This window comes from Microbispora rosea, from assembly GCF_900156315.1.
Taxonomy (GTDB): Bacteria; Actinomycetota; Actinomycetes; order Streptosporangiales; family Streptosporangiaceae; genus Microbispora; species Microbispora rosea.
In genome coordinates this window covers 18,960-40,621 of sequence record NZ_FTNI01000008.1, presented here as the reverse complement: position 1 = coordinate 40,621, position 21,662 = coordinate 18,960, and the positions used below count along the sequence as shown (strand labels likewise).

Sequence of the window (21,662 nt, the reverse complement as noted above, 5' to 3'; positions counted from 1 at the left end):
CGATCTCAACTCCGCAGCTCCACGACGTCTCCGGCCCCTCCCAGGGGGCGCCGGCGCGACTTCGGGATCGCGCCGTCGTCGACGATCTGGCCGTCCAGCAGGCTGACGACGCGGTCGGCCATGCTCGCCACCCGCGCGTCGTGGGTGACCAGCGCGATCGTCTGGCCCTGCCCGTGCACCTGGCCGAGCAGGCGCAGCACGTCGCGGGTGTTGCGGCTGTCGAGGTTGCCGGTCGGCTCGTCGGCCAGCAGCAGCCGGGGCTGGTTCGCCAGGGCGCGGGCCAGCGCGACCCGCTGCTGCTCGCCCCCGCTGAGCTGCGCGGGCGACGCCCCGGCGCGATCGGTCAGGCCGAGCTCGCCGAGGAGATACTCGCGCCGTTCCCTGGCCTGCCGGGGCGAGACGCCGCCGAGCAGGGCGGGAAGCTCGACGTTGTCGGCCACGGTCATGTTGGCGACCAGGTTGAAGAACTGGAAGACGAAGCCGATCTTCTCCCGGCGGAGCACCGCCCACCCGCTCTCGGAGAGCGTGTCCGCCCGCCTGCCGTCCAGCCAGATCTCGCCGCTGGTGCGCGTGTCCAGGCCGCCCAGCATGTGCACGAGGGTGGACTTGCCCGACCCGGACGGGCCCATGATGGCGACGAACTCTCCCGCCTCGACGGTCAGGTCGACCCCGCGTACGGCGGGCACCGGCAGCCCGCCGGTCTGGTAGATCTTCACCAGGTTGACGGCCCGTACGACGGGGGCGTCGGCACTCATGCCGCCCCCTCGCCTGACGGCTCGGGGGCGCATGAGCGCAGCGCACTGTGCTTACCGATTCGCTGCTTACCGATTCGCTGCTTACCGATTCGCTGCTTACCGATTCGCCCGCTCCGCTCACTCATGGCAGGTCCTCCTGACAACGTTCGAGCCAGTCGAGGTCGGCCTGGAGGTGGAGCATGGCTCCCTCGATGAGCAGCAGCGCGACGCGGTTGGCCGGGTCGGTGCGCTCGGCCAGCTCGCGGAGGTCTCTCATGAGCGCAAGGTAGTGCCGTCGCTGCCGGTTCACCAACGCCATGCGGTCGGAAAGGCCGGTCATCGGAGCCAGCACGAGCTTCATGAAGAACTCGTCACGCACCCGCGGGCCCTCGGTGGGCTCCTCGACCCAGTTCTCCAGCGCCTCCCTGCCGGTGGCGGTGATGTAATAGACCTTCTTGTTCGGCCGGTTGGCCTGCTCGACGTCGACCGACCGGACGTGCCCGTCCTTCTCCAGCCGGCCCAGAGTCACGTAGATCTGGCCGATGTTGGGCGACGGGTAGGCGCCACCGAAGATCGTTTCGAGTGCCTGTTTCAGCTCGTATCCGTGGGCAGGTTCCTTCGCAAGGAGCGCCAGCAGCGACTGCCGCACGCGCCCACCCCCAAGCCGTATCGAGCAGTTATCGGAGCGTTACGAGCTCATCCGTTGACGCTCACATTATCGCTATGCATAACATGCATGCACCTACCTAACACGTATGTAACCCGCTTTTCATACGGAGGCCACATGGTTCGCCGAGCCCTCGCCGCACTTGCCACCCTCCTGGTGGCCGGCTGCGCAGGGCTCGCCGACAGCGGCACCCGGTCCACCGTGGGCAGCGACGGCACCGGGCCGATCACACTGGCGATCGGCAGGGACACCACCGCGTACCTCCGCCCGCTGCTGGACCGGTGGAACCAGGCGCACCCGGACGAGCCGGTGTCGCTGCTCGAACTGCCCGAGGCGGCCGACGAGCAGCGCGCCCAGATGGTGGCCAACCTGCAGGCGCACAACGACGTCTACGACGTGCTCGCGCTCGACGTGATGTGGACGGCGGAGTTCGCCGACGCCGGCTGGATCGCGCCGCTCGACCGCAGCCTGTTCCCCCTGGACAAGCTGCTCAAGGGCGTCGCGGACACCGCCATCTACCGGGACAGGCTGTGGGCCGCGCCGTACACCAGCAACGCCGGCCTGCTCTACTACCGGTCGGACATCCTGAAGAAGGAGCACCTGAATCCGCCCAAGACCTGGGCGGAGCTGCGCGAGCAGGCCACGCGCCTGAGCGCGAAGTATCACATCGGGGGATATGCCGGGCAGTTCCTGCCGTACGAGGGGCTGACCGTCAACTTCGCCGAGGCCGTCCAATCGGCGGGCGGGTCGATCCTCAGCCCGGACGCCCGCACGGTCACGATGGACCTCGGCAGCGCACGGGCCGCGCTCGACTTCCTCGTCGGCGGCGTCAAGGAGGGGTGGATCCCCCGCGAGGCGCTGACGTACAAGGAGGAGGAGTCCCGGCTCGCCTTCCAGGAGGGGCGGCTGCTGTTCGCCCGCAACTGGCCCCACGCGTACGGACCGGCCGCCCACTCGAAACTGGCCGGAAAGTTCTCGGTGACCCGGCTGCCCGGCCTGAACGGGCCCGGATCGAGTTCGCTGGGCGGCTACAACCTCGCCATCAGCGCCTTCTCGAAGCGGCAGAAGTCGGCGCTCGACTTCATCCGCTACTTCACCGGCCTCGACAACGAGCGGCTCGTGCTCACCGAGGGCTCGTTCCCGCCGGTGTGGGCGGAGCTGTACGACGACCCGGAGCTCATCAAGCGGTTCCCCTATCTGCCCGCGCTCAAGGAGGCGATCGTCTCGGCCCGGCCCAGGCCGGTCACCGCCGACTACAACCAGATCAGCCTGCTGATCTCCAGCGCCGTCTCCGGCGCGCTCACTCTCGACAAACCCGTAGACGAGACCGTCGCCGACCTGAAGCAGGGGCTCGGCGAGGTCATCCAGTTCGGAGGATAGATAGATATGCGCAAACTTCCCCCCATCATGGTCGCGTGCCTCGCTCTCGCCGCCGCCGCCGCGTGCGGCAGCGACACCGGCAGCGAGCCCGCGGCCTCGGCCAGCGCCCCGGCCGCGGACGCCGGCGCGGCCAAGCCTCTGGAGGGTACGAAGGTCGAGGTCGCCGCGAAGTGGACCGGTGACGAGCAGGCCAACTTCGAGAAGGTGCTCAAGGCGTTCGAGGAGAAGACCGGCGCCACGGTCACCTACGCCTCCACCGGTGAGGACACCGGCGCCTACCTCGGCCCCCGCATCCAGGGCGGCAATCCTCCGGACGTCGCGATCCTGCCGCAGCCGGGCCTGGTGCAGCAGTACGCCGACGAGAACGCGCTCAAGCCCCTGGCGCCCGAGGTGCAGACGCAGATCGACCAGAACTACACCCCGTACTGGAAGGAGCTCGGCTCCGCCAAGGGGCAGGTGTACGGCGTGCTCGTCAAGGCGGCGCACAAGTCGCTCGTCTGGTACCGCCAGTCGGCCTTCGACGACGCCGGCGCGCAGCCCGCGTCCACCTGGGACGACCTGATCAAGAACGCCCAGACGCTGTCCGACTCCGGCGTCTCGCCGTTCGCGCTGTGCGCCGCCTCCGGCTGGACCCTGACCGACCTGTTCGAGAACGTCTACCTGTCCACCGCGGGCCCGGAGAACTACGACAAGCTCTCCAAGCACGAGATCCCGTGGACCGACGCCACGGTCAAGACCGCCCTGGAGAAGCTGGCGCAGATCTTCGGCAAGAAGGAGTTCATGCTCGGCGGCTCGTCCGGCGCGCTGCAGACCGACTTCCCGACCTGCGTCACCCAGGTGTACGCCCAGAAGAAGGCCGCGATGGTCATCGAGGCCGACTTCGTCGCCGCCTCCCTCGGCCAGTCAGGCGCCAAGGTCGGCGAGGAAGCCAAGATCATGCCGTTCCCGAAGGCCGGTGACACCGCTCCGGTCATCCTCGGCGGCGACGTCGCCGTGGTGATGAAGGACAACAAGGGCGCGCAGGCGCTGGTGGAGTACCTCGCTTCCAAGGAGGGCGGCGAGGTCTGGGCCAAGCAGCCCGGCTACCTGTCCCCCAACCGCAACGTCTCCCCCGACAACTACCCGGACGACCTGACCAAGCAGCTCGCCCAGACGATCATCTCGGCCGGTGAGTCGGTGCGGTACGACATGTCCGACCTCGCCCCCAGCGCCTTCGGCGGCACCGACGGCAAGGGCGAGTGGAAGGACCTGCAGGACTTCCTCCGCAACCCGTCCGACGTGAAGGGCGCGCAGGAGAAGCTCGAGGCGGACGCCGCCAAGGCCTTCAAGTAAAGGAAGACGGCCGTGACCGATCGGTTGGACGGCCCGCAGGCCACCGGCGGCGGAGAGTCCGCCGCCGGGGCCTCCTCCGGCCCGCGAGAAACCCCCGCAGATCCTTCCACCGACTCCCCCCAGCCGGGAGCGGCCCTCTCCGATTCCGGGGCCGACGCCCCGGCCACCTCGGACTCCCTGACCGTTTCCGAGTCCCCGACCGACGATTCCCCGATCGATTCCGACGAGCCGCCGGCTGGTCCGGCGGCGGCCGGGTACGCGACGGCGGCCCCGCCCGGCGCGGTCGCCACGGCGGTCGCCACAGCGGGCGCCACGCAGGCGGCCCCGCGCCTCGGCCCGTCGCCGAGACTGGCGGTGATGTTCCTGCTGCCCGCGCTGCTGCTGCTCGCCGCGTGGGTCATCTATCCGATCGTCTACTCGATCTGGCGCAGCCTCTACGACTCGGCCGGCGACCGCTTCGTCGGGCTGGGCAACTACCTGTCGATCTTCACCGACTCCTCGACGCTCACCACGATCAGGAACAACATCATCTGGGTCGTGGTGGCCCCGATCATCGTCACCGCGCTCGGCCTGATCTTCGCGGTGCTCACCGAGCGCATCCGGTGGTCGACGGCGTTCAAGCTCGTGCTGTTCATGCCGATGGCCGTCTCCCTGCTCGCCGCCGGGGTCATCTTCCGCCTCGTGTACGAGCAGGACCCCGACAAGGGCGTGGCCAACGCCATCATCACGAGCGTCCACGACGCCTTCTCCTCCAGCGCGAGCTACCCCGGAGCCCGGCCGCGGGAGAACGACCAGGCGCCCGCGGTCGCGCAGGGCGGCGCCGTGGTGACGAAGCAGCAGGTGCAGGCGGGCACTCCGGTGCTGATCCCGCTCGTCGGCCTGAACCACGACACGGTGAAGGACGCCCCGGCCGCCAAGGCCGCCCCCGGCGGCGACGGCCTGAGCGGCACGGTCTGGCTCGACGTCGTCCGCGGCGGCGGAGGCACGCTGAACCAGATCGACCCACAGGAGAAGGGCCTGGGCGGTATCACGGTCGAGGCGGTCTCCGGCGGCGCGGTCAAGGCGACGACCGAGACGGCCGCCGACGGCACGTTCCGCTTCTCCGGCCTCCCGGCCGGCTCCTACGTCGTACGGCTGCCGCAGTCGAACTTCACGGCGCCCTTCAACGGGCTCACCTGGCTGGGGCCGGCGTTGATCACCCCCGCGATCATCGGCGCGTACATCTGGGTGTGGGCCGGATTCGCGATGGTGCTGATCGCTGCCGGGTTGTCGGCGATCCCCCGTGACGCCCTCGAGGCGGCCAGGATCGACGGCGCGACCGAGTGGCAGGTGTTCCGGCGGATCACCGTGCCGCTGCTGTCGCCGGTGCTGCTCGTCGTCTTCGTCACAATGATCATCAATGTGCTGAAGGTCTTCGACCTGGTGTTCATCATCGCCCCCGGCTCGGTGCAGCCGCAGGCCAACGTGATCGCGCTGGAGATGTGGCGCGTGTCGTTCGGCGGCGGCGGCAACCAGGGCCTGGGAAGCGCGCTGTCGATCTTCCTGCTCGTGCTGGTGGTGCCGTTCATGATCTTCAACATCCGCCGGTTCAGGAGGGACGAGGGATGACGACCCTGGCCGAACCCCGGCACGCGCAGCCGCTCGAGCGCAACCTGTTCGGACGGGTGGTCGACCGCCTCGGCGGCGGCCTGGTCCAGGTCTTCATGGTCCTGGTCGCGCTCTTCTGGCTGCTCCCGACCCTCGGGCTCCTCGTCGTCTCGCTGCGCGGCGAGACCGAGAACAACTCCTCCGGCTGGTGGACGCTGTTCACCAAACCCGCGCAGCTCACGTTCGACAACTACTCGAACCTGCTCGCGTCGGGCTTCGGCTCGTCGTTCTGGAACACCGTGCTCATCACGGTGCCGGCGACGCTGCTGGTGATCGGCATCGCGGCCATGGCGGCGTACGCCTTCGCCTGGATCGAGTTCCCCGGCAGGGACCTGGTGTTCCTCGTGGTCATCGCCCTGCTGGTCGTCCCGGTGCAGATCGCGCTGATCCCGATCGCCAAGCTGTACGGATTCCTCGGGATCTTCGGCTCGATTCTCGGGGTCGTGCTGTTCCATGTGGCGTTCGGCCTGCCGTTCGCCATCTTCCTGCTGCGCAACTTCTTCGTGGGCATTCCGCGCGAGCTGCTCGAGGCGGCGCGGATGGACGGCGCGCCGGAGTGGCGGATCTTCGCCACCGTGGTGTTCCCGCTGGCCAAGCCCGCGATCGCGTCGCTCGGCATCTTCCAGTTCCTGTGGGTGTGGAACGACCTGCTCGTCGTGCTGGTGTTCGCCGACACCGAGAACCAGCCGATGACGAAGGCACTGCAATCCCAGATGCGACAGTTCGGCACGAACGTGGACATCCTCGCGCCGGGCGCGTTCCTGTCGCTCATCATCCCGCTGGTGCTGTTCTTCGCCTTCCAGCGGTATTTCGTACAGGGCATGCTCGCGGGCTCGGTCAAGTGACCGGCCGGAGGCCCCGGATCGTCCGGGGCCTCCGGCATCACCGCGGCCGACCCGGGAAATGTCCCGTGTATGGCACAGCATGCCGAAAGGACGTCGGATGCCCGCTTCACGGGGGTAAGCGGGCATCCGATCTTTCCGCTGCCGGGCCGTACGGAGGCGGAAAAGCCGATAGAGTGCGCGGACATGTCAGGACGTCCGTTGCACGAACTCGTGGAAGCCGGGTGGGCCGAGGCCCTCGCACCCGTGGCCGGGCGGATCGCCGCCATGGGCGACTTCCTCAGGCAGGAGATCGCGGAAGGCCGCCAGTATCTCCCGGCGGGGGACAACGTCCTCCGCGCCTTCCAGCAGCCGCTGAGCGAGGTCCGGGTGCTGATCGTCGGCCAGGATCCCTACCCCACCCCCGGACACCCGGTCGGGCTGAGCTTCTCCGTGGCCCCCGACGTACGGCCGCTTCCGGGCAGCCTGGTCAACATCTTCAAGGAGTACATGGCCGACCTCGGCCACCCCACCCCGCCCTCGAACGGCGACCTCACCCCGTGGACCGAGCAGGGCGTGCTCCTGCTCAACAGGGTGCTGACGGTGATGCCGGGCAAGCCCGCCTCCCACCGGGGCAAGGGCTGGGAAGAGGTGACCGAGCAGGCCATCAAGGCGCTGGTCGAGCGGGGCGGGCCGCTCGTGGCGATCCTGTGGGGCCGCGACGCCCGCAACCTGCGGCCGATGCTGGGCGACGTGCCGTGCATCGAGTCGGCCCACCCCAGCCCGCTGTCGGCGCGCAGCGGGTTCTTCGGCTCCCGTCCGTTCAGCCGGGCCAACGCCCTGCTGGAGCAGCAGGGCGGGGCGCCGGTCGAGTGGAAACTGCCGTGACGGCTTGCCGATAGGATCACCACCATGAGCGATGGAACGGACACCGGTCGCTACCTGCGGCTCACCGTCGACCTGGTGGTCGAGGTCCTCGATGTCGACGCGCTGCAGGCGGCGGCGCTCGCCGAGATCCGCGACCCCCAGGCCGAACTGGACGACGCCGAGCGGCAGGAGCAGATCGAGCTGGTCAACTCCGATGAGACGGGCGCGGCGGCCCTGCAGTGGCTGATCGAGCCCGACCACGTGCTGGGCCTGGTCGAGCACGTGGCCGAGGTCGAGCCGCGAGAGGCGATGCTCGGCGTGGAGCCGTCAGAGGGCGTCCTGGAGGACGAGGACGACCACGAGCACGACCACAACGAGCCGGGCCACATCCACTGAGGCCGAGTCTGTCAGAGGCCCGGCCACAATCACTGGGGCCGGGTCTGCTCAGGCCGACCCACATCTACCGCGCGGCGAGAAAGGCCGGCGCCTGATCGAGACACTCCGCCCGGAACGCCTGCACGACGAAAAGGTGCGGGGCCAGGGCCGGAACCGCGGGTGAGCGCCACGGGACCGCGGGCAGGCGCCGGCACCGCTCACACCGGCCGAAGAGGCTGATGCGATCCGGCCGGGGGCTCCACACGTATGGCATCGCCGGGCCGGACCTCGCCGCCCGCGATGACGATGCCCATGACCCCGGCCTTGCGCACCAGATTGCCCTCCTCGTCCCGGTCCAGCACGGCCTTCAGCAGCCCGTCCTGGAAACCGTCGAGTTGCACGCAGGGGTTGCGCAGGCCGGTCACCTCGACGACGGCCGTCTCACCGAGGCGCAGCCGCGTCCCGGTGGGCAACGCGAGCAGATCGACGCCTCTGGTGGTGACGTTCTCCCCCATGTCCCCCTCCCGTACGGCGAAGCCCGCCTCGCGTAGTTCGTCGTGCAACTCCGCGTGGACCAGGTGCACCTGGCGCAGGTTCGGCTGGCTGGGATCGCGGGCGACCCGCGACCGGTGCTTCACCGTCACTCCGGCGTGCGCGTCCCCCTCGACGCCCAGGCCGGGCAGCAGCCGGATCGACTCCAGCGGGGTCTTGCTGAAGGTGTGGGTGGCGCTGCGGCTCACCGCCGTCACTCTGCTCGTCATGCCTTCTCCTCTCGGGGCGATCGATCCATTCCGCGCACGAGGGCGAGAAGGCGGTCAAGTAGATATTCGTCACACGGGGCCTGCTCGCTGACCCACGCGATCGCGTTGACCAGCGTGAGGAGGTCGGCGATCTCGATGTCGCCGGGCACTCCGCCGTCCCGTTGCGCGCGTTCGAGCAGGGCGGAGCCGGTGGCCCGGATCCGCTCGTGGCACGCCGCGAGCGCCGCGTCGGCGTCCGGCGCGGGCGGTACGGCCATCCGGGCGGCCACCAGGCCTCGCATCGCGGTCGCGTGCTCGGCCACGGCCCTCAGCCAGGTGCGCAGCGCCTCCGCCGGCGACGGGTGTCCGAGCAGGTCACGTCCTTTCTCGCACAGCGCCGCCACGTCGTCCCCGATGATCGCCACGAGCAGGGCTCCGAGGGTGGGGAAATGGCGATACAACGTGCCGGGGCCCACCCCCGCACTCTGCGCGATCTTGTTGAGCGACGCCTGAGCCCCCTGCTCGGCGAAGGCGGCTCTGGCGGCGCGAAGCACGCGTTCGCGGTTGTCCCGCGCGTCGGCCCGCATCCGCCGGCCACCGGGAGCGCCAACCGGCGAGCCCGCGCCCGCCGGCCCAGCGGCCGATGAAGCCGCATCGCCCACCGGCCGAGCGACCGATGAACCCCGATCATCCACCGGCGCGGCGGCCGGTGACCTCGCGTCGCTCGCCGTCTGATCCACCTGCCGCCGGCGCGCCCCGGCACTCTCAATCGTCACTTCCACCCTCACATTGCCATCCGGAGAGGTTCTCCGTATTCTAACCACACCTCAACCGGAGAAGTTCTCCGGTTGAGCTTGTGGAGGTGGGACCTTCGATGAAGATCGGTGTTCTCGTCGGTGAGGTGCGGGGGGCCGTGACGGCCGAGCAGTTCGCCGGCCAGGTGCGTGCGGCGGCGGACGCCGGTTTCGCCACCGCCTGGACGGCCCAGGCGCTCGGATGGGACGCGCTGACCGCGCTGGCGATGGCCGGCGCGCAGGTGCCGGGCATCGCGCTCGGCTCTTCCGTGGTGCCGGTGCCCGCACGTCATCCGCTGGTGCTGGCAAGCCAGGCCCTGAGCGTCCAGGCGGCGAGCGGGAACCGGCTCACCCTCGGCATCGGTGCCGGGATCGCGATGATGACGCGGACGATGTTCGGCCTGTCCGCCGAGCGGCCTGTCGCCCGGATGCGTGAATACCTGTCGGTGCTCCGTCCCTTGCTCAGGGGCGAGCACGTGAGCCATCGAGGCGAGGCGTTCACCGTGGAGAGCGCGGTGCACGTTCCCGGCGCCGCGCCGCCGCCCGTGCTGCTGGCCGCGCTCGGCCCGGCCATGCTGCGCCTGGCGGGCGAGCACGCGGACGGCGTGGTGACCTGGATGACCGGTCCTCGCACCCTGGCCGGCCACATCGTCCCGACGGTCACGCGGGCCGCCCATGCTGCCGGGCGTCCCTCTCCCCGCGTCATCGCGGGGCTGATCGTCTGCGTGACGGACGACGAGGAGGGCGTCCGGCGGCGGATCGCCGGGGAGTTCGGGCTGGCGGGCCAGGTGCCCGAATATCGTGCCGTGCTCGACCGGGAGGGCGCGGACGGCCCGGAAGACGTCGTGATCGTCGGTGACGAACCGGCGGTTGTGCGCCGGATCCGGCGGCTCGCCGAGGCGGGGGTCACCGAGTTCGCCGCGTCGCCCTACGGTGACGCGCGCGAGCAGGAACGCACCCTCGCGGTGCTCGCCGGCCTCGCCGGATCGGCCGGCCACTCGACGTGAGACCCCCGGCCGCTCGGACCACGCAGAGCCGGCCCACGGTGCCGGCGACTTCCCGACCGATCTGGCCGGACGGGACCGGTCAGGAGCCCAGGACCTCCTCGCGCCGCCGGGCGAGGGACTCCTGCTGGCGGGTGAGCCCACCACAGCGGTCGGAGACCTGGTTGACCATCGCCGCGACCCACTCGGCCACCTCGCGGACGGCCTCCGCCGTGCGGGCGATCCGCTGGTGCTTGATGGCGTCGGTGATGATGTTGTCGAAGAAGACGTCGGCGAACCAGCGCGTGTCCACCTTCGGCAACTGGGGCGCGGCGCGGACGCCGATGTCGGCCAGCTCGCGGGAGAACCGGTCGAGCGCTCCCTGCGCGTGCCAGGCCGCCTCGTCGGCCTGGCGCAGGTGCCCGTGCTCGACCATGTCGGCGAAGCCGCCGCCGCTGCTGAACATGTCCCAGGTCGAGGCGCCGCGGGCGCTGCCCAGATGCCGCATGACATAGCCGACCGCCTGGCCCGCGGCGACCCCGGCCTGCTGCGCCTCCTGGTGCTCGCGCAGGTCGGCGCCGACGTTCGCCAGCCGGGCGGCGATGTCGGCGAGCTCCCGCCCACGCGGATCCCCCGACTCGACCAGCATCCGTTCCTTGCGGGCGAGCAGCACCTCCAGCTCCTGATGTGGGTTGCCGAGCACCGCGAGGGCCTGGTCGGTGGTCCGCAGATCGCCGCTGAGCCACTCCAGGCGGGTGCGCTGGCCGATGACCCGCTGACGGGCCGCCGCCGCCTCGGCCCGTTCCCGCGCCAGGCGCTCCTCCTTGCCGCCGGTCAGACCCGCCAGGAGGGCGGAGAAGCCGCCCTGTTCCAGCTTGGCGACGTCGCGATCCTCCTTGGCGAGCTGCCGCTCCAGATCCGCGAGCATGCCACGGACCTCCTCGATCTGAGTCAGGAGCGTGGCACGCTGCCGGGTGAGCTGGTCCCGGCGCCTGGCGCGGTCCCGCGCGTCCCGGATCTCGTCGTCGATAGCAGCAAATGGGGTCACACTTCACAGACGTGCGGTAGACCCCCAAACGTTCCCGTGGCGCTGCCCGATCACGTGGTCAGGTGACCAGCACGATCGTGCCGCTGGTTCTGCCGGGCCGCCCCTGAGTCCGACTCAGGCGACCAGCAGGCCGGGGGTGTGGTGCGGGTGGGGGTTCCCACCGTGACCGCCGGGCAGGCGGAGCTTGAGGCAGGAGCGGGCGGCGGCGGCCGGCGTGAGGCGCACGCGCAGGAGTCCGTTCTCCAGGCCGGGGGTACCGGGCGGGGACCCGTGCTCGGCGTCAGCCATTCCGCCGTTCTCCCGATCCGGCCGACTCGTCCACACCGTGAGCCGGCCGCGTGATTCCTCGCACATGCCGGGTGGAGACCCGTGCTCGGCGCCGGGGGCGCGGACGGACCCGCTCTGCGGGTCCGCTCCGCCGGACAGCACGGCGTAGTCGATCCCCGCCAGCCGGAGGCGACGGGCGACGCCGCGCCAGGGCGGCGGCGTTTCGGCCCGCCACTGCGGGCCGACTGTCCACCGGGGGCCGTTGGACAGCCAGGCGAAGTGACCCGCGAGCAACGGCTCGGCCACGGCCCGCAGCACGGTGACCGCGCACAGGCTGTGAGCGCAGGCGAGGCCGGTCAACGCGATCTCCGGCATACCGAAACGCCGTAGGCCGCGCGAGGTCGTCACGAGGCACGAACAGTCCCCGCCGCCATCGGCTCCCGCAGGTGCGGCAGCGCCCAGGTCACACGCGTCATCCTCGTCGGCGCACGACACCCTCCAGCCCAGCCAGTCGTCTCCGAGGTCGAAGTCGCGCCGCTCCCCCGGGCACTCGGCGCAGTGGTAGACGGCCGCCCCGGTGAGCGGGTCGTACAGCGCGCCGCGGTAGGCCTCCGCGATCCCGCGCGCGGCCGCCCTGGCGACCTGGGCGGCCTCGGGTTGTTCCTCGACGGGGGCGGTGCTCGTGACCACCACATGATGGCGGGCCCGTCTCACCCGTTTGAGGTCCTCGGCGCTCAGGTCCATGCGCCGCCATGGGGACCGCGTCGAGCGAAACGCCTCCACCATCAGCCTGGGCGTGCCGAGCGCGTCCCTGGCGGCGCGCCGGTGGGACGGCGGCATCCGCCAGGGGACGATCGACGACAGATCGGTCGGCGTACGGTCCGTGGCGACGACGAAGACCGACGAGGTCTGCGCGGGCACGGGATAGGTGATTCGCATGGCTCCTCCTCCGCGACGTGCTGCGTCTACAACCGCCGAAGCGGCCGCGGGAGGTGCCGCGGGAGCAGGCGGCCCCGCGCCTACCGCTCCCCGCACTCCCGCAGGGCCCCAGCCTGCGCGAATCCACCGTCGTCCGGCCCAACCGAGCGCCACTCTGTGGACAGCCGACGAACAGAACGGGCGAATCTCCGCGCCGCATCGCCCCGGTCCACAGGTCACGGGTCAACGGCCTGTCCGGCGACCGTCTAACCCGCCCTGCCGAAGATCAGGAGCCGATGGGCCTCCAGGGTCCCCTCCGGCAAGTTGTCGGGCGTGCACCACCGCGCCTCCAGGATCTCCCTGGGGTCGAGCTTCATCGTGCCGCCCACGAACTCGGCCTCGTACGCCACCTCGACCCGCAGCCGGTAGCCGCTTTTGAGCTGGACGAGCTCACCGACGCGCACCTTCAGACCGGTCTCTTCGCGCACCTCCCGGACGACCGTGTCCTGGAACGTCTCCCTCTTCTTGGCGCAGCCGGTGGGCAACCCCCATTGCCGGCCTTCCGGCCACAACCGGTGCCGGAGCAACAGAACCCGCCCGTCTCCGTCGCGAACGATCCCCGTGACGCCGACCATGAACTTCGCCTCCGAAATCCACAGCAGTCGCCACTGCATCGAGCCGCCGATGCTCCGCCACAGCCGGGCGACCAGATCGTTCACGTGATTCCTTTCATCCGCGACACGGCAAAAGGACATCATCACAGGCCCGGCCGCCGGTTCCGCGTCACTTCCCGCCAGAGGGACGCCCATTGGCCGGCGGTCAGGTCCTTGGGCAGCGCGTGCGGCGCCACCCCCGCCTCACGCGCCCAGACGCGTACGGCCCTGCGGTCCAGGCATCCGATGCGTTCGAGGATCTCCGTCAGGCCGCGACCGCGACCGGTGAAGACCTGGCGCACGAGGTCCTGGTACGGCCCTCGCTCGGCGACGAGAGGTACGGCTCTGCGCGTCATCGTGAGCAGGCCGCCGTCGACCGAGGGGGCGGGCCGGAACGAACGGGCGGGCACCCGCGCATGCACCTCGAAGGCGTACCACGGCCACCAGGCGGCGGTCAGCATGCTGGCGCCGCCGACGCCGGCCCGCCGCCGGGCGACCTCCCACTGGACCAGCAGCACCGCCGTCCTCCAGCCGGACGCCGCGAGGAGCCGCCGCATGATCGAGGTCGTGAGATGGAACGGCAGGTTTCCGACGACCACGTGAGGATGCCGGGGAAACCGGAACCGCAGAATGTCGGCGGCGACGACGGTGACGTTGGCCGGGACGCGCCGGGCCAGTCGGCGTGCCCGCCCGGGATCGACCTCGACGGCCGTCACCGGCCTGCCGTACCGGCTCAGGGGAAGCGTGAGCGCCCCGTCCCCCGCGCCGACCTCGACGATCGGGCCCGTCGTCCTGGCGACGAGTTCCCCTATGCGTGCGATGACCGTGCGGTCGACGAGAAAGTTCTGGCCGAGCTCGTGCCGTCCGCCCTGATGAACCATGAAAGTGCTCCGCGAGCGCGCGATCGGAGCCGGGCAGCGCGGAAGCGCCGCACCGGCGAGGACACCGATGGCGGCGGAGCCGTACGAGAGGAAGGATCCGCCGCTACGAGCGGCGGATCCTCGTGAAGCATGCGAAGCAGCACATGGGCGTCACCCTAGCGAGCACGATGGGGGGACCCGCAAACCATTTCCCGCACAGGTCCTCCGCACCCGCTTCCACCCGCGCGGCGGCGCCCGTCCTACTGGGAGGCGTACTGGGAGGCGTTCTCATTCCAGGTCATGTCGATGCGCTGCCCGATGACCTCGTATCCGGAACGGAGGAACGCCCGGGCCATGGGGACGTTCCCGACGTCCGTGGCGGCGCGGACACGCGGGACGCCCTGCCCGGCGAGGATCCGCGTCCCCTCGGCCAGCAGGTCGTCGATGTGGCCCCTGCCCCGGTGGGCGGGCACGACCCCGATGTACGCGATCATCGCGTTGTAGGCGTTACGCGCCGGGATGACGAATCCCACGGGTTCGCCCTCAGGTGAGGTGCCGATCCGCCACCATTCCCGTGGGCTCGGGTAGTGGGCGAGCTCGTCGTCGTAGTGCTGGGCCGCGGCCCGCTCGGCGGACATGTGGACGAGCTCGGCGCGGCTGTGGGCGTCGAGCGTGCCGTCGAGGACGAGGGTCATCAGCGCGACCAGTTCCTGCCTGCCGGTCACGGGACGGAAGGCCAGCCGCCCGCTCGACGGCGCGATGGGCGTGCCCGGCCGCCACTCCAGCCGCAGCCGTTCGACGAGCAGCCGAGCGCCGGCCCGCTCCAGCACGGCGACGCGGTCCTCGACTGCACGCCTCGCCTCCGCCTCGTCACGCCACCTCGGGGGGACGAACACGTTGTATTCCGGCGGACGTACCCCCACCGGCAGCACCGCGGCGCTCGCGGTCTCATACAGCCGGACCCCGGCGTCGATGCTCGCCGGACCGGGCGTGGTGTCGTCGAGGTCGAGGATGTCCAGCAGCGCCGGCGCCTCGCCCGCGCGCGGGGCCCACCAGGCCAGCCTGGCGACGAGGCGGTCGCCGCGCAGCGCCATCCACATCCACTCGGGCCGCCGGCGGCCGGAGGCGAGGTCGTCGTCCAGCTCGTCGTTCAGTACGTAGGGCAGGCGGCGAAAAAGGTCGAGTTCCGCACGCCCCGCGATGGGGCGCATGATCAGGTTGTCGGGGTTCACTGCACTTCCTCAGGTGAGGCGTGCCGCTCGCGCCCAGGGGTCAGCGTCCGGCCGTACCCCGGGAAGGAACCGGCACGACGTTCTCGGCATACATCGGCTCGTCCCTCCTCTCGTCGTCGAAGATCCGCGCCTGTTCTATCGGACATGTGGGCCGGCCCGCCAATCGTTTTCGGCCGGCGAGACCGCCGGCCGGTGGCCCGGCCGGTCCACCGAGTGCCGCAGGGGCCGCCGGGCGGTCCCTGCGGCCGGCCCTACCGGGCCGTGGCCCAGACGTCCGGGGTCAGCTGCAGTTGCCCCACGTCAGGCGGCCACCGCTCGCGATCTCCCCGTCCACGCGCGTGTCGGCGACCGTGCCGTAGTACTTCACGCACTTGCCCTTGGCGTTCAGCTTCACCGGGCCCGCGTAGTACTTGTACTTCTTCAGGTGGTCGATCTTCTCGGCCGTCCTCCCGTTGGGCAGCCGCACCATGAGCTGGGCGGAGGTCCTGGTGGGAGTGCCGACGTACGCCGACTTGATGGTGACGACGCAGTTCTGCCCGGTCGAGCGGTTGTAGAGCAGGTAGACGCGCCCGAAGACCTGCCCCGACGGGGTCTTCACCGCCCGGCTGCCGTCGTGGGTGACCCGGCCGAAGCCGGAGCCGCACACCCCCTCGGGGGTGTAGCCGGCGGAGATCGCGTATGCCGGGTTGGCGACGAGCCCTCCGACGGCCAGCGCCGCTGCGACGACGACCGTACTCGCGGACCTGCGCATACGTTGTCCTTTCCCAACCGCCGCCCTCCGTCCGGGCGGCGTCCTGGCGATCATCCTTGCGGATCACCAACCAGGAGATGACCGAAACAGTCAAATTTGGGCAAGGCCAATCACTTCGACGCTGCGAGCACGGCCTCCGCGAGCGCCCGCGCGGCCAGGGCGGGACGGGCGCCGGGACGGGTGACGGCGTGGGCGAGCACGCCGTCGATGAGCACGAGGAGCTGGTCGGCGCCCGCGTCGGGAGCGGGGTGCCCGTGGCGGGTCAGCTCCGCCGCCATCAGCCGGTGCAGCCCCTCTTTGAAGGCCCGCACCTCCGCGTGCGCCGGATGCGCGGGGTCGGTGAGCGTGAGCTCGGCCGCGGTGTAACGGCAGCCGCGGAAGGCCGGCTGCGAGGTGATCGCGTCGAGCTCGTCGAACACGGCCAGCACCCGCTCGCGCGGATCGTCCCCCGCCTCGTTCATGACCTGGCGGTAGCGGTCCAGCCCGCCGTCACTGCGCAGCACCTCGGCCACGAGGCCGTCCTTGCCGCCGAAGTGCTGGTAGAGCGAGCGTCTCGCGACATCCGCCTGCTTGAGTATCGCGTCGACGCCCACCTGCACGCCCTGGCTGTAGGTGAGCTCTCTGGCGGCGTCGAGCAGCCGCTCGCGGGGGCCGGGTCTCGTCGTCACGTGACGATTCTGGCACGTGCTTGACAGTAGATCAATCGGTCTATCTAATTAGGCGGCGTATACCGATCGTTCTATTCACCCTGGGAGTGCGAATGGCCCGCGCGGGGACTCTCCCCACCGTGCTGACCGGCGTCTTCGTCGCGATCCTCGATTTCTTCATCGTCAATGTGGCCATCCCCACCATGCAGCGGGACCTGCGCGCCGGACCCGCCGCCGTCGAATGGGTGGTCGCCGGATACGCCCTGGCGTACGGCTCGGGGCTGGTCCTGGGCGGACGCCTGGGCGACGTGTTCGGCCGGCGCCGGATGTTCGCCCTCGGCCTCGCCCTGTTCACGCTCGCGTCGGTCGCCTGCGGACTGGCCCCCGACGCGGGTTCGCTCGTGGTCGCCCGCGTCGTCCAGGGGGCCGCGGCCGCCGTCCTCGCCCCGCAGGTGCTCGCCGTCATCCGCACCGCCTACAGCGGCGCCGCCCAGGCCAGAGCCGTCAACGCGTACGCGCTGACCATGGGGCTCGCGGCGGTGTTCGGCCAGTTGGCCGGGGGCCTGCTCATCCAGGCCGACCTGTTCGGCCTCGGCTGGCGGGCCTGCTTCCTGATCAACCTCCCGATCGGCGTCGTCGCGCTCGCCGCGACCTGGCGGGTGATCCCGGAGAGCCGGGCAGCCGGCGCCGTACGGCTCGACCTCGGCGGGGCCGCCCTGGTCACGCTCGCGCTGGCGGCCACGCTGCTGCCGCTGATCGAGGGCCGCGAGCAGGGGTGGCCGGTGTGGACCTGGGTGTCGTTCGCCCTGGCGGTCGCGCTGCTGCTGGCCTACGCCCGGCGGCGGCACGACTCACCGCTGATCGACCTCGCCCTGTTCCGCGAGCGCGCCGTCACGGCGGGGCTGCTCACCAACCTCGCGTTCTCGATGGGCATGGCGGCCTACTTCCTGATCTTCGCCATGTACTCCCAGGAGGGCCGGGGCCTGGACGCCCTGCAGGCGGGTCTGGTCTTCACGCCGATCGGCGCGGGCTACCTCGCGGCATCGCTGGCGGCGCCGCGCCTGGCCGCGCGCTTCGGCCGCCAGATCATCGCGTTCGGCGGCCTGACCAGGGCGGTGAGCCTGGCCGTCCTGCTGGTCGCGGTCACGGGGAACGCGCCGATCGGCTGGCTGGTGCCCGTGCTCGCCGTCGACGGAGCCGGCATGGGGCTGGTCCTGTCGCCCATCATGGGGACCGTCCTGTCGAGGGTCGCCCCGCACCACGCCGGCGGCGCCGCGGGCGCCCTGACCACGGCCCAGCAGGTCGGCGGCGCACTGGGCGTCGGCATCATCGGCATCGTCTTCTACAGCGCCCTGTCCGGCGGCGTCACCGTGGCGTTCCAGCACGGGCTCGTCTACCTCATCGTCATCACCCTGGCCATCGCCGCTCTCGTCCAGTGGCTTCCCCGTGCCAGGGCCGCAGCCTGACCGTCATCAGCGAGGAGAACCATGAACGACCTCAACGACCTGGCCCGCCGCTACGTCGCCGTGTGGAACGAGCCCGACGCCGCCGTGCGCCGCGAGATGATCGACCGGCTGTTCACCCCCGACGCCGCCCACTACACCCCGTCCCTGGAGGCCCACGGCCACGCGGAGCTGGAGGTGCGCATCGCCGCGTCGTATGACAAGTGGGTGGCTCCCGGCGCGTACGTCTTCCGGGCCGTGGAGAACGCCGGCGGGCACCACGGCGCGGTCCGCTTCAACTGGGAGATGGTGCGGACCGCCTCCGGCGAGGTGGACTCGGTCGGGTTCGACTTCCTCTCCCTCGGCGAGGACGGCCGGATCAGGACCGACCACCAGTTCATCGAGAGCTGACCGCACCGCTCGGCCCTCGCGTACGGATCACCCCACGACGCGAGGGCCGCTCACCCGGCCGCCGGAAGGCGTCCGGCGACGCCGGAACGCCAGGGGCGTCACGAGGTCAGCGGAGGCGCCTTCCTGGCGGAGCCGCGATAGGTCTCGGGATCGTAGCGGCGCTCGCTGTCGTCCAGCTTGGCGTGCGCGGCCTCGACGAGGTCGACGCCCAGCGCGTCGGCCAGCCTGACCAGATACAACGCCACGTCCCCGAGCTCGGCGCGAACCCTGCGGAGGGCGTCCTCGTCGAGCTCGCGCGACTCCTCGGCCGTCAGCCACTGGAACTCGGCGATCAGCTCCCCCGCCTCTCCGGCGAGGGCCATCGCCAGGTTCTTGGGCGTGTGGAACCCCTCCCAGTCCCGCTCTCGGACGAACTCGCGCAGCCGGGCGGCCAGGTGCTCCAGTTCCCCGCTCACGTCACCCGACCCTACTCGGCGGCCGTACGGCGCCGTGGGTGAGGCCGTCGGCCACCAGCCTGGCCAGGTCCTCTCCGAGCATCGCCGCCTCTCGCAGGGCCGACCGGAAGCCGGCCAGGCGCCGGAACGCCTCACCGTAACGGCGTTGCTCCTCCATCGGCAGCAGCGGCAGCTCCGCACGCCGTACGTCCACCCGGTAGCGCGAGGACATGGAGGTGTAGTGGCGGACGTTCACGGACGCGCAGAGGAAACCGGCGAGGAAGTCGGCGTCGAGCACCTCGGGATCGGGCCGCAGCAGGGAAAGGAAGGGGCCGAGCAGGGCGTCGCCCTTCGTCACCACTCGCGCGACCGGGACGGTCACGACCTGCGGCACGACGACGTCGCCGGGCCGCGTGACGATCGGCCTCGCTCCGGCCTGCTCCCAGGATCCCGTCGCGGGCCGGTCTTCGAGCACGTCCTCGACGGTGAGCACCGGCGCCCCCCGAAGGGGCTTCTCCCCCGGCCGGGCCGGCGTCTGCTGCTCGACCACGAGCATGCCGCGCCGCACCAGCTCGGGCAGCGGGACCAGGGCGAGCTCGTCCGCCGGCACCGCCGCGACGGACGGCAGCAGCCCGGCGACGGTCTGCAGCAGCTCGTCGAGCCGGGAGCGGGCCCCGGCGATCCGCTCCGGTGACAGGTCGTCGGCGGCCGTGGACAGGTAGCGGGCGGGAGTGAGGTCCACGTCCTCGTCGAGCAGATCGACGAGCGGGACCGACCTGCTGACACCCGGCTCGTCCAGCTCGCGCCCCTCGCCGAACTCGCGCCAGGCCGCGGCGGCCACCGCGGCGTAGTCGTCCGGCCTGCCGGAGGTGTCGACCATCAGCACACTGCTCGGCGTGCCGCCCTCCGGCGGCTGGCACAGGATCCACAGCGTCAGGCCGACCGCCACGTTGGGCACGGCGCCCTGCGGGAGCGCGATGACCGCGCGCAGCGCGCCGCGCCGCAGCAGCTGGGACCTGATCCGCCGGCCCGACCTGCGGCTGGCGACGGCCGGGGGCATGAGGAGCACGGCCACGCCTCCCGGCGCCAGGTGGGCGAGCGCGTGCTGCACCCAGGCCAGCTCAGGCTCCACGCGCGGCGGCAGACCGTACTCCCACCGGGCGTCGGCCGTCAGCTCCTCGTAACCCCAGTTGCGGTCGTTGAACGGCGGGTTGCACACCACCGCGTCCACCAGCTCGCCGGGGAAGGCGTCCGCGCGCAGGGAGTCTCCCGGCCTGATCCGCGCGTTGTCGCAGTGCAGCGCGAGCCGTACGGCGGCGAGCCGGGCGGCCACGGGATCGACGTCCTGGCCGAGCAGCCGGGCCCCCGGCGAGCGCTGGAGCGCGCGGCCGAGGATGCGGCCCGAGCCGCAGGCCGGGTCGAGCAGGGAGCCGAACCCGTCGCCCACGAGGTCGAGCGTCAGTGTGACGATCTCGGCGGGGGTGGAGTAGACGCGCCGGGTGTGCACCTCGAAGTACCGCTCGCGCAGGAACTCGAAGGTGTCTCGGGCGCCGCGTTCCGCGGCCAGCCGGGCGATCGAGCGGACCAGCGGCACGCGGGCCGCCGGAACGGTCTCGGGGAACGCCTCCGCACTGACGGTCTCCACGCACGCCGCGCGCACCCGGGCCGGTAACTCGCGCGCCACCTCCTCGTCCGTCCCGGCCGAGAGCCTGCCCCACTCGTCCGCCTTGTGCTGCACGTACACCAGGAAGGCCCCGAGGTCGGCGATCAGGTCGGCGAGGTCGTCGTCGTCGACGGTGGTGCGCAGGTCCTGCCAGAGCCACTCGTCCGGTGGAAGGTCCCTGCCCTCGGCGTGGCCGCGCAGCCACTCCCGGATCTCATCGAGGGAGAACGCCGGGCTGGTGGACGTGCCTCCCACGGGCTCGGGGAAGTCGTCGTGCCTGCGCCGCCAGTTGCTGACCGCCGCACGTCCCACGCCGGCCAAGCGGGCGATGTCCGCCGCGGTGACGTGTACGTCTCGCCGCACGCCGCTCCGCCTTCCGCCAGTACTTGGATCCGACCGGACCATATCCGATGCCTCGGACATGGGCAACGTCGCATCAAGGGCTGGTTGATTGTGTCAACACATGCTCTAATGGACGCCAGGAGTCGTCATGGAAGGGAGCAAGGATCGTGAGCACCCCCATCACTCGCCTCAGGTCACTGCGTCGCGGGCGCGCGATCCATCTCCTGGACATCGAGAACCTGACCGGAAGCCCTCTCCCGAGCACCCACGACGTACGGCGGGTGATGACCGCCTACCAGCGGACGGTGCCGGTGGGGCCGCTGGACCAGTTCATCGTGGCGGTCAACCACAACGCGCTCGTCTCCGTGGGGATCGCGCTGCACGGGGTGCAGTTGCTGGCCCGCTCGGGCCCGGACGGCGCCGACCACGCCCTCGACGACGCGGCCCGTACGGCCCGGGTCGACCTGCGGTTCGAGCGGGCGGTGATCGGATCGGGCGACGGCTACTTCGCCGACCTCGCCCTCTGGCTGGCCGGCCGCGGCCTGCACGTGACCGTCGTCGCCCAGCGCACCTGCCTGAGCTGGCGGCTCTACACCGCCGTCCCCGACACCGTCACCTTCGAGCTGCCCGCCGCCCAGGCCGCCTGAGGCCTAC

The 21,662-nt window shown here is 71.2% G+C and carries 23 protein-coding genes; 10 read left to right on the top strand and 13 right to left on the bottom strand.

Annotated elements, in window-relative coordinates:
- Nucleotides 1–5: 5 nt before the first annotated feature.
- Both BXA11_RS13495 and BXA11_RS13490 read right to left on the bottom strand, forming a co-directional pair.
- Nucleotides 6–755, bottom strand: a complete 750-nt coding sequence (locus BXA11_RS13495; protein ID WP_076434814.1) for an ABC transporter ATP-binding protein — start codon at nt 753–755, stop codon at nt 6–8.
- A gap of 121 nt (nt 756–876) precedes the next feature.
- Nucleotides 877–1,383: a PadR family transcriptional regulator gene (locus BXA11_RS13490; protein ID WP_030510524.1), complete on the bottom strand. Its 507-nt coding sequence runs from the start codon at nt 1,381–1,383 to the stop codon at nt 877–879.
- 135 nt (nt 1,384–1,518) lie between these two features.
- Here BXA11_RS13490 and BXA11_RS13485 point away from each other — a divergent pair, with 135 nt between their 5' ends.
- The 6 genes from BXA11_RS13485 to BXA11_RS13460 all read left to right on the top strand — a co-directional run bounded on the left by BXA11_RS13485 (nt 1,519) and on the right by BXA11_RS13460 (nt 7,844).
- Nucleotides 1,519–2,781, top strand: a complete 1,263-nt coding sequence (locus tag BXA11_RS13485) for an ABC transporter substrate-binding protein (RefSeq protein ID WP_076434813.1) — start codon at nt 1,519–1,521, stop codon at nt 2,779–2,781.
- A 6-nt stretch (nt 2,782–2,787) separates the two neighbouring features.
- Nucleotides 2,788–4,113, top strand: coding sequence for an ABC transporter substrate-binding protein (locus BXA11_RS13480; protein WP_076434812.1), 1,326 nt, complete (start codon nt 2,788–2,790; stop codon nt 4,111–4,113).
- Nucleotides 4,114–4,125: 12 nt separating this feature from the next.
- Entirely contained in the window at nt 4,126–5,721 is a 1,596-nt protein-coding gene (locus BXA11_RS13475) for an ABC transporter permease (protein ID WP_076434811.1), read from the top strand.
- On the top strand, nt 5,718–6,605 hold the full coding sequence (locus BXA11_RS13470; RefSeq protein WP_076434810.1) for a carbohydrate ABC transporter permease: 888 nt from the start codon (nt 5,718–5,720) through the stop codon (nt 6,603–6,605). Before BXA11_RS13475 ends, BXA11_RS13470 begins: the two co-directional genes overlap by 4 nt.
- Nucleotides 6,606–6,788: 183 nt before the next feature.
- The gene (locus tag BXA11_RS13465; protein WP_030510529.1) at nt 6,789–7,469 is read left to right on the top strand and encodes a uracil-DNA glycosylase; all 681 of its coding nucleotides are present in this window, start codon (nt 6,789–6,791) and stop codon (nt 7,467–7,469) included.
- 24 nt (nt 7,470–7,493) lie between these two features.
- Nucleotides 7,494–7,844 (top strand): hypothetical protein, encoded by a 351-nt coding sequence (locus tag BXA11_RS13460; RefSeq protein ID WP_030510530.1) that lies wholly within the window; start codon nt 7,494–7,496, stop codon nt 7,842–7,844.
- A gap of 197 nt (nt 7,845–8,041) precedes the next feature.
- On the opposite strand, the gene BXA11_RS13455 is transcribed toward BXA11_RS13460, so the two are convergent.
- Both BXA11_RS13455 and BXA11_RS13450 read right to left on the bottom strand, forming a co-directional pair.
- A complete protein-coding gene (locus tag BXA11_RS13455) occupies nt 8,042–8,584 on the bottom strand; it encodes an MOSC domain-containing protein (protein ID WP_076434809.1) in 543 nt (180 codons plus the stop codon).
- A complete protein-coding gene (locus BXA11_RS13450) occupies nt 8,581–9,150 on the bottom strand; it encodes a TetR/AcrR family transcriptional regulator (RefSeq protein ID WP_030510532.1) in 570 nt (189 codons plus the stop codon). Before BXA11_RS13450 ends, BXA11_RS13455 begins: the two co-directional genes overlap by 4 nt.
- Nucleotides 9,151–9,437: 287 nt before the next feature.
- Here BXA11_RS13450 and BXA11_RS13445 point away from each other — a divergent pair, with 287 nt between their 5' ends.
- On the top strand, nt 9,438–10,364 hold the full coding sequence (locus BXA11_RS13445) for a TIGR03564 family F420-dependent LLM class oxidoreductase (protein WP_076434808.1): 927 nt from the start codon (nt 9,438–9,440) through the stop codon (nt 10,362–10,364).
- A 79-nt stretch (nt 10,365–10,443) separates the two neighbouring features.
- Here BXA11_RS13445 and BXA11_RS13440 read toward each other — a convergent pair whose 3' ends face one another.
- The 7 genes from BXA11_RS13440 to BXA11_RS13410 all read right to left on the bottom strand — a co-directional run bounded on the left by BXA11_RS13440 (nt 10,444) and on the right by BXA11_RS13410 (nt 16,737).
- On the bottom strand, nt 10,444–11,388 hold the full coding sequence (locus BXA11_RS13440; RefSeq protein WP_143734245.1) for a hypothetical protein: 945 nt from the start codon (nt 11,386–11,388) through the stop codon (nt 10,444–10,446).
- Nucleotides 11,389–11,502: 114 nt separating this feature from the next.
- Nucleotides 11,503–12,594 (bottom strand): hypothetical protein, encoded by a 1,092-nt coding sequence (locus tag BXA11_RS13435; protein WP_076434806.1) that lies wholly within the window; start codon nt 12,592–12,594, stop codon nt 11,503–11,505.
- Nucleotides 12,595–12,839: 245 nt separating this feature from the next.
- Nucleotides 12,840–13,292 (bottom strand): NUDIX domain-containing protein, encoded by a 453-nt coding sequence (locus BXA11_RS13430; RefSeq protein ID WP_143734244.1) that lies wholly within the window; start codon nt 13,290–13,292, stop codon nt 12,840–12,842.
- Nucleotides 13,293–13,330: 38 nt separating this feature from the next.
- Entirely contained in the window at nt 13,331–14,107 is a 777-nt protein-coding gene (gene erm, locus BXA11_RS13425) for a 23S ribosomal RNA methyltransferase Erm (protein WP_076434805.1), read from the bottom strand.
- 239 nt (nt 14,108–14,346) lie between these two features.
- Nucleotides 14,347–15,318, bottom strand: a complete 972-nt coding sequence (locus BXA11_RS13420) for a GNAT family N-acetyltransferase (protein WP_239105008.1) — start codon at nt 15,316–15,318, stop codon at nt 14,347–14,349.
- Between the two features lie 280 nt (nt 15,319–15,598).
- On the bottom strand, nt 15,599–16,069 hold the full coding sequence (locus BXA11_RS13415; RefSeq protein ID WP_076434804.1) for a hypothetical protein: 471 nt from the start codon (nt 16,067–16,069) through the stop codon (nt 15,599–15,601).
- Between the two features lie 110 nt (nt 16,070–16,179).
- Entirely contained in the window at nt 16,180–16,737 is a 558-nt protein-coding gene (locus BXA11_RS13410; protein WP_076434803.1) for a TetR/AcrR family transcriptional regulator, read from the bottom strand.
- 92 nt (nt 16,738–16,829) lie between these two features.
- On the opposite strand from BXA11_RS13410, the gene BXA11_RS13405 reads away from it, so the two are divergent.
- Nucleotides 16,830–18,182: an MFS transporter gene (locus BXA11_RS13405; RefSeq protein WP_076434802.1), complete on the top strand. Its 1,353-nt coding sequence runs from the start codon at nt 16,830–16,832 to the stop codon at nt 18,180–18,182.
- Nucleotides 18,183–18,203: 21 nt separating this feature from the next.
- Nucleotides 18,204–18,569 (top strand): nuclear transport factor 2 family protein, encoded by a 366-nt coding sequence (locus tag BXA11_RS13400; RefSeq protein WP_076434801.1) that lies wholly within the window; start codon nt 18,204–18,206, stop codon nt 18,567–18,569.
- Between the two features lie 98 nt (nt 18,570–18,667).
- Here the strand turns inward: BXA11_RS13400 and BXA11_RS13395 are convergent, their stop codons facing one another.
- A complete protein-coding gene (locus BXA11_RS13395; protein WP_076434800.1) occupies nt 18,668–19,024 on the bottom strand; it encodes a nucleotide pyrophosphohydrolase in 357 nt (118 codons plus the stop codon).
- Nucleotide 19,025: 1 nt separating this feature from the next.
- Entirely contained in the window at nt 19,026–21,029 is a 2,004-nt protein-coding gene (locus BXA11_RS13390; protein WP_239105009.1) for an N-6 DNA methylase, read from the bottom strand.
- 146 nt (nt 21,030–21,175) lie between these two features.
- Here BXA11_RS13390 and BXA11_RS13385 point away from each other — a divergent pair, with 146 nt between their 5' ends.
- A complete protein-coding gene (locus BXA11_RS13385; protein WP_051762213.1) occupies nt 21,176–21,655 on the top strand; it encodes a PIN domain-containing protein in 480 nt (159 codons plus the stop codon).
- Nucleotides 21,656–21,662: the final 7 nt, after the last annotated feature.